Annotated in this window: 11 protein-coding genes and 1 other RNA gene; 5 read left to right on the plus strand and 7 right to left on the minus strand. The window is 62.2% G+C overall.

Annotation, left to right across the window (positions count from 1 at the left end; translation table 11 throughout):
* Positions 1-85: 85 nt before the first annotated feature.
* Positions 86-442: a transfer-messenger RNA gene (gene ssrA, locus WKI89_RS01660) on the minus strand.
* A 71-nt stretch (positions 443-513) separates the two neighbouring features.
* Here ssrA and WKI89_RS01665 point away from each other — a divergent pair.
* On the plus strand, positions 514-921 hold the full coding sequence (locus WKI89_RS01665; RefSeq protein ID WP_337867481.1) for a hotdog fold thioesterase: 408 nt from the start codon (positions 514-516) through the stop codon (positions 919-921).
* 117 nt (positions 922-1,038) lie between these two features.
* Positions 1,039-2,118, plus strand: coding sequence for a prephenate dehydrogenase/arogenate dehydrogenase family protein (locus WKI89_RS01670; RefSeq protein ID WP_337867614.1), 1,080 nt, complete (start codon positions 1,039-1,041; stop codon positions 2,116-2,118).
* Here WKI89_RS01670 and WKI89_RS01675 read toward each other — a convergent pair.
* The 4 genes from WKI89_RS01675 to secA all read right to left on the minus strand — a co-directional run bounded on the left by WKI89_RS01675 (position 2,103) and on the right by secA (position 7,711).
* The gene (locus WKI89_RS01675; RefSeq protein WP_337867482.1) at positions 2,103-2,609 is read right to left on the minus strand and encodes a DUF1648 domain-containing protein; all 507 of its coding nucleotides are present in this window, start codon (positions 2,607-2,609) and stop codon (positions 2,103-2,105) included. The two genes, WKI89_RS01670 and WKI89_RS01675, sit on opposite strands and share 16 nt — an antisense overlap.
* Before the next feature lie 10 nt (positions 2,610-2,619).
* Positions 2,620-3,438 (minus strand): metallophosphoesterase, encoded by an 819-nt coding sequence (locus WKI89_RS01680; RefSeq protein WP_337867483.1) that lies wholly within the window; start codon positions 3,436-3,438, stop codon positions 2,620-2,622.
* A gap of 113 nt (positions 3,439-3,551) precedes the next feature.
* On the minus strand, positions 3,552-4,427 hold the full coding sequence (locus WKI89_RS01685) for a metallophosphoesterase (protein ID WP_337867484.1): 876 nt from the start codon (positions 4,425-4,427) through the stop codon (positions 3,552-3,554).
* 257 nt (positions 4,428-4,684) lie between these two features.
* Complete coding sequence (gene secA, locus WKI89_RS01690; protein WP_337867485.1) at positions 4,685-7,711, minus strand: preprotein translocase subunit SecA; 3,027 nt, start codon at positions 7,709-7,711, stop codon at positions 4,685-4,687.
* Positions 7,712-7,982: 271 nt separating this feature from the next.
* Between secA and WKI89_RS01695 the strand changes: the two genes are divergently transcribed.
* Positions 7,983-8,669 carry a hypothetical protein gene (locus WKI89_RS01695; RefSeq protein WP_337867486.1) on the plus strand — a complete coding sequence of 229 codons (687 nt, stop codon included), beginning with the start codon at positions 7,983-7,985 and terminating at the stop codon, positions 8,667-8,669.
* 3 nt (positions 8,670-8,672) lie between these two features.
* Here WKI89_RS01695 and tsaD read toward each other — a convergent pair whose 3' ends face one another.
* Positions 8,673-9,653: a tRNA (adenosine(37)-N6)-threonylcarbamoyltransferase complex transferase subunit TsaD gene (gene tsaD, locus WKI89_RS01700; protein WP_337867487.1), complete on the minus strand. Its 981-nt coding sequence runs from the start codon at positions 9,651-9,653 to the stop codon at positions 8,673-8,675.
* A 99-nt stretch (positions 9,654-9,752) separates the two neighbouring features.
* On the opposite strand from tsaD, the gene WKI89_RS01705 reads away from it, so the two are divergent.
* Entirely contained in the window at positions 9,753-10,661 is a 909-nt protein-coding gene (locus tag WKI89_RS01705; protein ID WP_337867488.1) for an AAA family ATPase, read from the plus strand.
* On the opposite strand, the gene WKI89_RS01710 is transcribed toward WKI89_RS01705, so the two are convergent.
* Positions 10,648-11,586, minus strand: coding sequence for an acetamidase/formamidase family protein (locus tag WKI89_RS01710; protein ID WP_337867489.1), 939 nt, complete (start codon positions 11,584-11,586; stop codon positions 10,648-10,650). The genes WKI89_RS01705 and WKI89_RS01710 overlap by 14 nt on opposite strands.
* Positions 11,587-11,646: 60 nt before the next feature.
* Between WKI89_RS01710 and WKI89_RS01715 the strand changes: the two genes are divergently transcribed.
* Positions 11,647-13,905, plus strand: coding sequence for a xanthine dehydrogenase family protein molybdopterin-binding subunit (locus WKI89_RS01715; RefSeq protein ID WP_337867490.1), 2,259 nt, complete (start codon positions 11,647-11,649; stop codon positions 13,903-13,905).
* Positions 13,906-13,915 lie beyond the last annotated feature (10 nt).

Below are 13,915 nucleotides of genomic sequence, written 5' to 3' on the forward strand. Positions count from 1 at the left end.
TTTTGAGGTTAGACAAATGCAAGGAACGCCCCAGATCTGAGGCCCCACAACAAAAAAAGCCACCTGGGGTTTTCCAGGCGGCATCTGGTGGAGGCGGCGAGAGTCGAACTCGCGTCCAAAGAATCATCCGGCAGACTTCTACGTGTGTAGTTGGCGTTTGGTTGTCGTTTAGGCTTTCGCCACCAACAGCGGGCCTAAACCAAGCTCCGTAGGGGACTTCGCTCTTGGCTACGGGGCCTTGCCTCGAGCTAGCCGACTTTAGGTCGTTCGTTCAGCACGCCATCGGCTGGGCTTCTGAAGAACGTCGCTGACTTAAGCAGCGAGAGCGTAGCTGTTGCTACGAACGTTGCCAGTTATGGCTTTGCCCATTTTTACGAGGCCATGGGCAACCTCGACACGCCGTACTGCCTTCAAGAGTCCCTGTCGAAACCGGAACGCCCCCAGGCAGTTCTAAAGTGTAGCAGATTTTGGGCGCCCTTGAAAGGGTGGGGTCGCGCTATTTAGGCTAGAGCCATGCAGAAGATTGACCCCCTTCAGCCCGAGCGCGAAACACTCATGCAAACCCTGGGCATCCGTTTGCTCGAGGCCAGCCCACAAAGGGTGGTGGCCGAACTGGACGTGACCCCCAAGGTTCACCAGCCTTTTGGCTATTTGCACGGCGGTGCCTCGGTGGCGCTGGCCGAGACGGTAGCCAGCATTGGCGCGTATCTGGCCGCCCCCGAGGGCTACACCAGTTTCGGGCTGGAAATCAATGCCAACCATCTGCGCTCCATGCAATCTGGCAAAGTCACGGCTACCGGAACCCCCCTTCACTCGGGCCGCACCACAGCGGTTTGGAGCATTGAAATTCGCGATGAGCAGGGGCGGCTGGTATGTATTTCCCGCTGCACGCTGGCGATTACACCGATTCGCGCTGGTTAATTTGACTGGTGAGTCTTCTGCGAAGAGCCCTGAAAACTATCCACCTGACCCAAAGCTGTTATAAGCTCCTTCGGAGAGCCAGCAAGACTGCTTGCCATCCTCTCATACGCTGCTATGATGAAACCCCTTTTCCGCAAAGTAGGCATTTTTGGCATTGGTCTCCTGGGTGGCAGTGTGGCCCTGGGGCTGCGCGAACGCTTTCTGGCCGAGGAAATTCACGCCTACGACCCCGATCCACAAGCACTGGAAGATGCCCTTGCGCTACAAGTAGTGGACAAGGTACACACTTCGTTGGGAAGTTGGATTGGTGAGCTCGATCTAGGCGTACTGGCGGCTCCCATGGGGGTTTTGGTGAGCGAGGGCCAAAAGTTGGCGGGTTTTTCCAGCCCCCACACCCTCTGGACCGATGTGGGCAGCGTAAAACTACCGGTGGTAGAGGCCTTGACAGGGTTCTTACCCAATTTTGTGGGTTCGCACCCCATGGCGGGAAGCGAGAAAGCCGGTGTCGAGGCCGCCCATGCTGGATTGCTGCAAAATGCAGTCTGGGTCATCACTCCAACCCCTAGCACCCCTGCCCCTGCACTGGCAACCCTGCGTGAGTTGGTGCAGAATCTGGGGGCTTACCCTCTGGAAATCTCCCCCGAGCTTCATGATCGGTTGGTGGCCCGCGTCTCCCACCTGCCTTACTTGCTGGCCGTGGGCCTAAACCGGCTGGTGGCCCAAGACCCCCATCAAGACTTGCTGATGTTCTTGGCGGCTGGGGGCTTCCGCGACCTGACCCGGGTAGCCTCGGGCTCGCCCCGTATGAGCCGCGACATGGTAGTGGCCAACAAAAAAGCCCTACGCCTGGCCGTCGAAGACTTACGTTCTGTGATGTTGGAGTTGGAAAATCTGCTCGATGCACCAGAAAACCTGCTCGAGGTCGCCCAAGACGCCAAGCGCACCCGCGATTCGCTGCCCATCGTCAAACGCAGCTTGTTGCCGGTTATGAACGAACTGGTGGTGCAAGTTCCCGACAGGCCAGGACAAATCGCCGCGGTCTCCACCGCTTTGGGCAATGCCGGGGTCAACATCAAAAACTTCGAGGTATTGGCTATCCGCGACGAAGGCGGGGCCATTCGCATGGGCTTTGCCACCCCCGAAGAGCGCGAGCAGGCCCGCCAGATTCTGGAGGGCATCGGCTATAAGGTGCGCTGAATTTGCCGCAGCCGGCGGTTTGTGTCCCAGATCATCCAACCTATCAGCAAAGGAAGTACCGCAAAAAACAGCCATATCTCCCAGCCCAGGCCTTTAGCTGCTCCCAGCGCAACTAGATAAGTGCCCCACTGGAGATAGCTAAACAAGGCGCAAATGTAGCCCGTCAGCAGAGCCAGATGTAAGTCCAGCCCACGCGTTACCTTATGCTTCAGGTGCTCTGGGAGCGACAAAAACAGCTCTTTTTGCGGAAGGTTCAAAATTTCTGGATAGCGAAAGGCCAGCCGCGTGAGGCCGAATACCAGCAAGGCCAAGCCCGTGGCCACTGCTGGAAGCCACCAGAACCCTGAGCGGCTGACCCAGCGGGTTACGCTGCCATCCAGGCCAAAATGCCCAGGGATGCGCTCCGGCAGGCCTGGGTAGAGCACCACGGCAAACCCCCACAGCCCCGCGAGCAGAACGCCTACCCAGACCCATCCAGCACTGCTTGGCATGCCATTTATACTAGCGCTCGAGCGGAACAAAGTCATGAATCACCAGCTCGGCAGGGCAGGCCACCCGCAAAGGCGCAGTGGAGACGCCCAGGCCCCTCGATATAAAAGCCGGCACCGGGTCGTCTACCCAACCCCCGGCAAACTTCTGCCCGTACAGCGAGGAGGTAAAGGTGGGGCCATACCAGGGCAGTACCACCTGACCCCCGTGGGTGTGGCCGCACAGCGTGAGGTCAACCGGGCCGGGCACCTGGTACAGGTAGTCCGGGTTGTGGCAGATCAGCAAGCAGGCCGAGGAATCCCGATGCCCTTCCAAGGCTTTGGCCACGTCGGGCTCTCCGTGCCACAGGTCTTCCACGCCGGCCAGGTAAAGATCCGTTCTGAGTTGAGTTCCCGCATTGTGAAGAAAATGGATGCCCAGCTCTTTGAGGGAGGCCTCGAGGTCACGTGGCGGCAGCATCGGCACTTTGGGCGGACTGGCACCCTGGTTCCCGGAAGCAGATACCCGGTCTGGGTGTTTGGGTTGGTAGTTGTTGAAGCGGTAGTCATGGTTGCCCCACACCGCCCAGGTTCCCAGCGGGGCTTGGAGCTTTTGCAGCTCGGTCAGGCTGGGCAGCACTTGATGCCTCCGCCCCGAGTCGGTCAGGTCGCCGGTAATCACGATGAGGTCGGGCTCTTCGGCCAGGGTGGCCTCTACCCAGCGGCGGACTGAACCCTGGCGAATAAAAAAGCCAATGTGCAGGTCGGAGAGGTGGGCGACCCGCACGGGCATCTGCAAACCCCGCAGGGGGCGCTGGTAGTGCTTTACAACAAAGGAGTATCCAAAAATCACCCCGTTATCCTATCGCACTCTTCACAGACGCGGCCTCCCGGATGGGAGGCCGCTGTGCTGTGCGGGACACAGCCATCGAGTTGGCATCTAGCCCAATAATTCTGAAGAGTGCTCTAACCCTCGGGTAGAAAATCGAACACCACCAGCTCGGCAGGGGCGTTGATGCGCAAGGGCAGCAGGGTCATACCCAAACCACGGGATACAAACCCCGGAACCGGCGGCGAACCAGGGCTATAGCCGGGATTGTACCAACCCCCCAGATAGCTCTGACCGTAGAACGAAGGGGTCCAGGGGGCGCCGATCCCCGGAAGATAGACCTGGCCGCCGTGGGTATGACCGCTCAATACCAAAGATACCGGCAAACCCTGGTAGAAATCCCAGAAATCGGGGTTGTGAACCAAGCCCAAACTGGCTTTGCCCCTCCGATAACCGACAAGGGAGACTTTGGGGTTGGCCTCCTCGGCCCAGTAGTCGTCCACCCCGCTTAGAAACAGGTCTTCCCGCACCCACAGCCCCCGGTTGGCCAGCACTTCGACTCCTTGTTTGGGCAATCGCTGTCCCAGAAAACGCTTGACCTCGGGCAGCCCATTGTCGTGGTTGCCCCAGATCGAGTAGACCCCCAGGGGTGCTTTGAGCTTGCCGAGTTCGGCCAATAGCACCTCCAGATCGGGTGAGGAAGCCCGGTATACATCCTTGAGCCATTCCAGGCGCAACCCTGACTCGATCAGGTCTCCAGTGATCACCACCAGGTCGGGGTTCTCGGCATTGGCTGCCTTCACCCAGGCCCGCACCGAGGCCGCATGAACCCAGGGGCCGTAGTGCAAATCGCTTAGTTGCAAGACCCGTAAGGGCCGATCCAGACCCGGCAAAACCCGCCGATAACGGTTGGTTTGAAACGGGTAGGTTTGGGCCACGGCCAGCCCCAGAGCCCCCGCAGCGCCCAGGCCCGCCAATCCCAGCAGGGTTAAAAAGCGTCGGCGGGACAGCATAACCCTTAGTTTACGCCCCAAAGCCCGCTTGCGGTGCCGGTTTCAAACCATCGGGCAGCTTGGGAGCCTGACCCTGGATTGGTTTATACGCACTCCAACTCCCCTCGGTCGGCTTGAACCCCTCTCCTTTAATCACATCCAAAGGTAAAGGGTTCAAGCGGAACCGGTATTACCCGGTGGCGCAGCATTTCTGGTCTGCTACGTCCGGAGCAGGGCTGCGCTGGGCTGTTTACAACACCCTGTCCTCAAAGCCGAAACTAGCCTTTATTTTTCCTTTTCTCTTCGCGCTCGAGCCTTCTGCGTTCGGCGCGGCTCAGGCCCGAGTAGGCCGAGGCCGCCTTTTGCTGGCGACGCACGGTAAAGGGGTCGCGGCTGGCCTGCGGGGCTGGCCCAGCCTCCCCGCCGCTGTATTCGACACCCTGGGCTACGGGCGCTGGGGCGGGCTGCTGGTTCACCTCTACCTGCAGGCGGAAGAGGAACTTGGTGACCTCGCTCTTGATGCTGGCGATCATCTCGTTGAAGAAGCGGGTACCCTCGAGCTTGTACTCCTGGAATGGGTCGCGCTGGCCGTAGCCGCGCAGGAAGATGCCTTGCTTGAGCACGTCCATGCTGTGCAGGTGCTCTTTCCAGGCGTTGTCCACCACCTGCAGGGTCACGAAGCGCTCCACCGCCCGCATCAGGTTGGGCCCCTGCGCGTTAAGTTCGGCTTCACGAACCTCGTAAGCAGATCGTCCCGCTTCAATCAGCTTCTCGACCCCTTCATCGGCCTTGAGCTTGCGCAATGCTTCGAAGTCGAAATCCTTGAGCGGGGGGATGAAGTCTACCAGGCTCGAGCGCAAGCCTTCGATGTCCCAGTCCTCGGGGTGCTGCTGCGGGTTGAGGTAGTTGGAAGTTACGCCATCTACGGTGTCCTCCACCATGTTGAGGGCCCCTTCACGTACCGATTCGTCGGTGCCCAAGAGCACGTTGCGGCGCTGGGCATACACTACCTCGCGTTGACGGGCCATCACCTCGTCAAGTCGCAGCAGTTGCTTGCGGGTGTCGAAGTGGCGATCCTCTACCCGCTTCTGGGCACGCTCGATGGAGCGGGTGACCATCTGGTTCTCGATGGGCTCGGAGTCGTCGAAGCCCATTCGATCCAGCATTCCCACGATGCGCTCGGAGGCGAACAGGCGCATCAGATCGTCGTCGAAGGAGACGTAGAAGCGGCTGCTGCCGGGGTCGCCCTGGCGGCCCGAACGCCCGCGCAACTGATTGTCAATGCGGCGCGATTCGTGGCGCTCGGTACCGACGATGTGCAGTCCGCCCAGCTCCTTGACCCGCACCTCGTCGGCAGCGCAGGTATCGCGCAAGCGACGAATCTCATCAATCACCGATTGGCGCACACCAATCTCGGCAGCAAGTTTAAGAGCCTCATCCTCCGCGCCCTGAACGAGCTTCTTGATGAAGAGTTCAATGCGCCATTCCGAGCGCGGCTCGAGGCCCTCTTTGCGCAAAAGGTCGGCGGCCAGATACTCGGCATTACCCCCCAGCTTGATGTCGGTGCCGCGCCCGGCCATGTTGGTGGAGATGGTGATGGTCTTGCTGCGGCCGGCCTGGGCCACGATCTCGGATTCTTTTTCGTGGTACTTTGCGTTCAATACCTGGTGGGGGATGCCCTTGCGGATGAGCTCGAGAGTGTGCACGGCCTTTTTCAGGTAATTCCAGGCGGTGCGGATATTGCCCTTGGGGGGGATGGTGGACTCGTGGGCCTCGAGCTCGCTATCGCGCAGGGAACCGGGGCGCTCGAGGGCCTTCTTCAGGCGATCCCATTCGGGGCCGCTCTGCTTCTCGATGGCCTTGGCCAGGGCCTGGGCGCGGGCCTCGAGGCGGGGCAGGTAGTGGCGGGCCTCCTTGAGCATGGCCGAGAGCCGCTCGGACTTCTCCACCGAGATGGTGCCCACCAGCACCGGCTGGCCCTTCTCGTATTTTTCGGCAATTTCTTCAACCACCGCAAAAAACTTACCCTTCTCCGAGCGGTAGACCACGTCGGGGGCGTCCTGGCGGATCACCGGGCGGTTGGTGGGGATGCTCACCACATCCATGGCGTAGATTTCCTGGAACTCTTTCTCCTCGGTCTTGGCCGTGCCGGTCATGCCAGCGGTTTTCTCGAAGAGGCGGAAGAAGTTCTGGTAGGTCACGGTGGCCAGGGTCTGGTTCTCGCGCTCGATCTTCACGCCCTCTTTGGCCTCGATGGCCTGGTGCAGCCCCTCGCCAAAGCGGCGGCCCGGCTGGAGGCGGCCCGTGAACTCGTCCACGATGATGACCTGGCCCTCCTGCACGATGTATTCGCGGTCAATGAAATACAACTCCTTGGCCCGGATGGCCTGGGTCAGCATGTGGGCCAGCTCCATGTGCTCGGTGTTGAACAGGCCCTCGACTCCCAGCATCTTCTCGGCTTTGGCAATACCCTGCAGGGTTAGGTGTACCGCTTTTTGCTTCTCTTCGATGGTGTAGTCACCGGTAGGCTCGCCTTTGGTGCCCACTGGAGGCTTTTCCCCACGCTCGAGCTTTTTTACAATCTCGGCCATCCGGTAGTACATATCGGTGGCCTTCTCGGCCGGGCCGGAGATGATGAGCGGGGTACGGGCCTCGTCCACCAGAATGGAGTCCACCTCATCAATGATGGCGTAATGCAAAGGGGTGTCGTGGCGCAGTACCAGTTGTTCGGGGGCCACTGCCATGTTGTCGCGCAGATAGTCGAAGCCGAGCTCGCTGTTGGTCACGTAGGTCACGTCACAGAGGTAGGCCTTGCGGCGTTCCTCGGGGCTCGAGTGGTTCTGCACCACCCCCACCGAGAGGCCCAGCCCCTTGTAGATGGGCCCCATCCACTCGGCGTCGCGCCGGGCCAGGTAGTCGTTGACCGTGACCAGGTGCACCCCTTTACCGGCGATGGCGTTGAGCGCAACGGCCAGGGTCGCAACCAGGGTCTTACCCTCGCCCGTCTTCATCTCGGCAATCTTGCCCTCGTGCAAAACCGCCCCGCCAATGAGCTGCACGTCGTAGTGGCGCAGCCCCAGAAAGCGCTTGGAAGACTCGCGGGTCAGGGCGAAGGCACGGGGCAGCAAGTCGTCGAGGTCGGTGCCTGCTGCATACTGTTCACGCAGTTTGGCGTACTCCGCAGCCAGGTCTTCTATCTTCGAGACCTCGTCCTCGAGGGCATTCACCGGGGCCACTACTTCTTTCCAGTAGCGGGCCACCTTACGTTCGTTGTTATCTAGAAGCTTATTAATCCAGGCCAACATAACCAAACGCGATTGTACCCTGTTCAGATGAGAATGAATGGGGTATTTGTACGGGATATGGGCGCGTGACGGATGTCGAATACTTGGATTTAGCTCTATTTAGGGTTACTCTAAAGCGGGTTTCACGAATAAGGCACCCGTAGGCCTCAATAAAGATAGTACGATCTGCTTGAATAGCTCCACCCAGAGGGCGAGCTAGCGATAAAAACCGCGTTAGGCCACTGGTATGATTTCTAACGTTTTCGGTGGAGTAATTCTATAAACTTTGACTATGCATCGAATAGTAGCTGCACTGCTCCTACTAAGCAGCCCTGCCCTAGCCCAGCTCTGCGATCAACCTTTTTCGCCTACCCGCCCCAACTGGGAGTGGCAATACCGGGTCACTGGAGAGCGCACCAGCACCTATTCCATACGCAAAACCGATATTAACGATAGTGGCTATATTCAAGTACGCCAGACCGCAGGCGGCAGAGAGGAATCCAGGTATCGCTGCACGCCGGAAGGTATCTTTCCTGTGGATTTTGGCGGTAGTGGCAACAACCGGGCCGAGGCTGGTGGGCAACCGATCAACTACAACCTCGAGGTCGCCAAGGTCACAGGGGTAGCGGTGCCGGATTACGACACCTGGGCTGTGGGAAATAGCTGGAAATTGGTCATCGAGGTGCGCGGAACCGGGCAGCAGGGGCCTGTGCGCTTCAACATCAATGGAACGCTCGAGACCACCTACCGGGTCGTAGCACAGGAAATCGTCACCACTCCCGCAGGACGTTTTAACGCCTATAGATTGCAGACCAACTTTGTCACCCGAATCCGGGCCAATGCAGGCCCCATCAATATTCCTTTCAATTTTGAAAGCCAGGGCACTTCTTGGTATGCCGAGAACGTGGGAATGGTTAGAAGCATCCAGAAAACCCGTGATGGTGAAAACGTTACCGAGTTGGTGGCCTTGCGGAAGTAAGGCTCAGGGTGCTGGGTTCAGAGGTAGATAAGCTGCAGCCGGTAGCGCCAATTGGTTGCCTGGGTTTGGGGTCTGCGTTCGCCAGGCCGCCAGGGCAATCATGGCCCCATTGTCGGTGGCGAGGCCCCTGGGAGGGAATAGCAGCCTGAGGCCTGAGGCCTCCAACTGAAACCTAAGCGCTGCATTCTGCGCCACCCCTCCCGTTACCAGAAGGGTTGTGAGTCCGGTGTAATCAGCAGCCCGGGTGACCACCTGTGCTAGGTGCTCTACAGCAACCTGTTGAAATCTGGCGGCGATATCCGCCGGTGGGTATCCTTTTTCGATGGCCCTGGCCACTGCGGTTTTTAGACCCGAAAAACTGAACGCGAAGCCTTCCTGACCCTCGAGTGGCACGCCCAGGGGGACTTTTCTGGGATCTCCCCGCTTGGCCAGTTCTTCAATTTCAGGCCCTCCCGGATAGCCCAGCCCCAGGAGGCGCGCCGACTTGTCGAAGGCCTCCCCTGCCGCATCGTCGAGGGTTGCTCCTATCAGTTTGTACTCACCCCAGCTTCTAACCTCAAATAAGTGGGTGTGTCCGCCCGAAGCAACCAGGGCCAGAAAAGGCGGTTCGACCTCGGGGTGCTCGGCCAGCGCCGCATAGATGTGGCCCTCGAGGTGGTGCACCGGCACAAAGGGCTTGCCCAGGGCAAAGGCCAGTCCCTTGGCATAGGTATAGCCCACCAGCAAGGCCCCGATCAGGCCCGGCCCGCGGGTAGCCGCAATCAGGTCGAGATCGGCGGGCTTCAGACCGGCCTCCTCCAGGGCTTGCTGCATCAGTCCGTCAATCACCTGGGTGTGTTCCCTCGAGGCCAGCTCGGGCACCACCCCTCCGTAGCGCTGGTGCAGGAGGGTTTGCGAGGCCACCAGATTGACCACCACCACCCCATCCTTCACCAGGCCCACCCCGGTATCGTCGCAGGAGGTGTCTATGCCCAGAATCCACACAGCCCGATTCTGCCCGCCCAGGCTCCCCGGGTCAAGCCACAGGCCCAATTGCGGGTTAGGGCCTGTATAGGGGCGGCAGGCTGCGGGTAGTATGGGCCCGTGAGCGACGCTCGAGTTCACTTAACCGCCTTACAAACCGCACTCGCTCAGGTTCTGTTTGGACAGGAGCAGGTCATCCGCGAGTTGCTGGCAACCGCCGTAGCAGGTGGGCACGCCCTTCTGGAGGGGCTGCCGGGGCTGGGCAAAACCCTGCTGGCCAGGGCCTTTGCCGAGGCCAGCGGCCTCTCCTACCGGCGGATTCAGTTCACCCCCGACCTGCTTCCCGCCGATGTGACCGGCACCGAGATTCTGGAGGATGGACGGTTTGTTTTCCGCCAGGGGCCTATCTTTGCCCAGGTGGTGCTGGCCGACGAGATCAACCGGGCCACCCCCAAAACCCAGTCGGCGCTGCTGGAGGCCATGCAGGAGCAGGGTGTGACGGTGGGAGGCACCCGCTACGCCCTGCCCGAGCCCTTTCTGGTGCTGGCCACGCAGAACCCTTTGGAGCTCGAGGGTACCTACCCCCTGCCCGAGGCCCAGCTCGACCGCTTTATGTCCAAGATTGCCGTCCAGGCCCCGCCCCGGGCCACCTGGCTGCGGATTCTTTCGGAAGAACCTGCCACCCCCCAGCCCGTCGAGGGGCTGGATTTGCTCGAGGCCCACCGGCAGTCCCGGCAGGTGGTGGTGAGCCAGCCGGCCCTCGAGGCCATCGCCAACACCGCCCAGCTCGCTAGCGAAGAAAAGCACCTGCGCATGGCCCTCTCGCCGCGCGGGGCCAAAGCCTGGCTCCATCTGGCCAAGGCTCTAGCCTACCTAGCGGGCCGGGCCCACCTCGACTGGGACGATCTGCGCAACGCGGCCAGGCCGGCCCTCTCCCACCGGCTGCTCCTGACCGAGGAGGCCCAGTTCGAGGGCCTGCGGGTAGACCAGATTATCCAGGACTTGCTGCGCCGAACTATGCCGAAGTAGAGCCCAGGCGCTCCAGGAGTTTCTTGGGCATCTTGCAGACCATGGTGTAGGCCGGGTCGAAGATGTTGCCCAGATCGTACCGGACGCACTGCCCCATCAGTTGCGAGGCGCTCTGGAGATCCAGGCCGTAGGGGCCGGTAAGCCAGCGCAGCATCTCGCTGGTGGCGTGCTGGACACACTGGTCGAGGGGGCGGGCATTGCCCACGGTGAAGATGTACTCCGCGTCCTCGCCCCGGGGCCAGCGGATGGCCTGGCCTTTGATGATATCCACCGAAAATTGCACGTCCATCGAAATTTCAATGCCGGTTCCGGCGATTTCACCATCCCCTTGCAGGGCGTGCCCGTCGCCCAGGAAGAACAGAGCCCCCTCCACCCCTACCGGAAAATAGACCGTGACCCCCTCTTTGAAGCCCCGGTAGTCCATATTGCCCCCGTGCGGCCCCGAAGTGGCGGTGGAGATGGCCTCGCCCCGGCTGGGGGCCACCCCAAAGCAGCCCAGCATGGGCTCGAGGGGCAGCTCGAGCCCCTCCAGACCCCTCACCGGCGAATAGAGCCGGGCGGTCTGCTTTTCCAGATCTACCTCCCAGTCCAGCCAGCGCTGCGCCCCCTGGGCTTGGGCCAGCCGGGGCACGTCCTCGGGGTCTACTACGTTGGCGGCCAGCACCACCCCCGACCACCCGCGGCGGCGGTTGGGCCTGAGCTTCTCCAGCCGAACCACCAGGGTGTCGCCCACCTCGGCGCCCTCGATGTAAAAAGGCCCGGTCATGGGGTTCCCCCGGGGGGTGACCGGCCGCAGATCCCGATCCTGGCCGGCTGCATCCACGCAGGTGGTTTGCACCGTATCGCCCGGCGCAATGCGCAAGACCGGCGGATGGGTGCCCAGGGTGTGGTGGTAGTGGGTGGGCTCGAAGATGTGGATTGGCATAGCGTCCCCAGCATACGCCCAGCCCCACATTTGCTCGAGGTTTGTGGGTAACATATCGCCATGTCGAACCGCTACATCGGTCAACCCATGAAGCGCCTCGAGGATGGCAAGCTGGTGCGGGGCCAGGGGCAGTACCTGGCCGACCTGCCCTCCGAAAACCTGCTGCACCTGGCTTTGGTGCGCAGCCCCTACGCCCACGCCCGGCTGCTTTCGGTAGATACCACCGAGGCCCTGAAGTGCCCCGGCGTGGTGGGGGTATACACCTCGAGCGACCTCCCCGAGCTGTACGCCCCGGCCTCGGCACCGCGCGATGCCCACGGCATCCCCCATCCGCTCTTGGCCCGCGAGCAGGTGCGCTACGCGGGGGAACCGGTGGTGGCCGTGCTGGCGACCGCCGAGGCCCTGGCCCACGACGCGGCCCAGCAGGTGTTTGTGGACTACGAGCCGCTGCCAGCCTACCCCGAGCCCCTGCAGGCCGAAGCAGCCCCCGCCATCCACCCCCAGCTCCCGAGCAACGTGGCCATGACCCGCAGAACCGTTGCTGGCGAGGTGGCCGAGGCCTTTGCCCGCGCCCATACGGTGGTGGGCGGGCGGCTGGTGCAGCAGCGGGTAGCCCCCAGCGCCATGGAACCCAGGGGCGTGCTGGCCAGCTGGGACGGCATCCGCGAGGCCCTCACGGTCTGGTCGAGCACCCAGATGCCCCACGACCTGCGCAGCGCTGTGGCGGAGAAGCTGGGTCTAGCCGAGAACCAGGTGCGGGTGATCACCCCCGATGTGGGCGGGGCCTTTGGGGCCAAAATTAACGTTTACCCCGAGGAAATTCTGGTGGCCTACCTGGCCCGTCGCCTGGGGCGGAGCGTGCGCTGGGTGGAGGGGCGCGGCGAAAGCTTTGGGGCCACCATCCACGGGCGGGCCCAGGTGGCCGAGCTGGAGATGGCCTTCGACGCCGATGGAAAAATTTTGGGGTTGCGCGGACGGGTGGTGGCCGATCTGGGGGCCTATGCCCTCGAGACCACCCTGGGCAACGCCCCTGGCACCCTGCTGATGCTGCAGGGCCCCTACGAGATTCCAGCGCTGGAGCTGGAAATGCTGGGGGTGTACACCAACGCCACCCCCACCGGGGCCTACCGGGGGGCCGGGCGGCCCGAGGCCACCTACTACCTCGAACGCCTGATGGACATGGGCGCGCGGGCGCTGGGCCTCGAGCCCGCCGAGATCCGCCGCAAAAACTTTATCACCGGGCCCTTCCCCTACAAAACCCGCACCGGCGCCAGGTACGACTCCGGGGCCTATGCCGAGGTGTTGCAAAAGCTGCTCGAGGTCAGCAACTACCCCCAGCTTCGCGCCGAGCAGGCCCAGGCCAAAAGCCAGGGGCGGCTGCTGGGCATCGGGCTTTGTAGCTATGTGGAGATTACGGGGTACGGCTGGGACACCGGCGGCGTGCGCATCAACCCCGACGGCAGCGCGGTGATTTTCACCGGTACCTCGCCCCACGGCCAGGGCACCCAGAACGCCTTTGTGCAGATTGTGGCCGAGCGGCTGGGCCTCCTGCCGGAGCGCATCCGGGTGGTGCAGGGCGATACCTTGGCGGTTCCCTACGGTATGGGCACCGCCGGCAGCCGCACCCTCTCGGTGGGGGGCTCGGCCGTGCTGAAGGCCGCCGACCTGGTGCGCGACAAGGTGGCGCGAATCGCCGCCCATCTGCTCGAGGCCGCCCCGGAGGATATCGAGCTGATCGAGCAGGGCTGGGGGGTGCGCGGCACCGACAAAGCCGTGCCCATGGAGCAGATCATCGCCACCGCCTTCAACCCCCGCAAGCTGCCGCCCGGTCTAGAGCCGGGCCTCGAGGGCCAGGCCAGCTTTGCCCTCAAAGACGCCAACTACCCCTTTGGGGCGCATCTGGCCGTGGTGGAGGTAGACCCCGAGACCGGCCAGGTGCGCATCCTGCGCTATGTGGCGGTGGACGACTGCGGGGTGGTGGTCAACCCGCTGCTCTTCGAGGGCCAGCAGCACGGCGGCATCGCCCAGGGCATCGGCCAGGCCCTCTACGAGGGCATCGTCTACGACGAGGAAGGGCAGAACCGCACCGCCAACTACCTGGAGTACGCCCTGCCCAAAGCCGATCAAATCCCCCCCATGGAGCCCCACCGCCACCAGACCCCCTCCCCCACCAACCCCCTGGGGGTGAAGGGCGTGGGCGAGGCCGGGGCCATCGCCGCCACCCCGGCGGTGGTGAACGCGGTGCTGGATGCGCTGGGCCTCGCCCACCTGGACATGCCGCTCACCCCTGAAAAGGTCTGGCGGCAGATACCCCGCTAGGTCTAGCCGG

Origin of the sequence: Meiothermus sp. (genome assembly GCF_037443965.1) — a bacterium.
Classification (GTDB): domain Bacteria; phylum Deinococcota; class Deinococci; order Deinococcales; family Thermaceae; genus Meiothermus.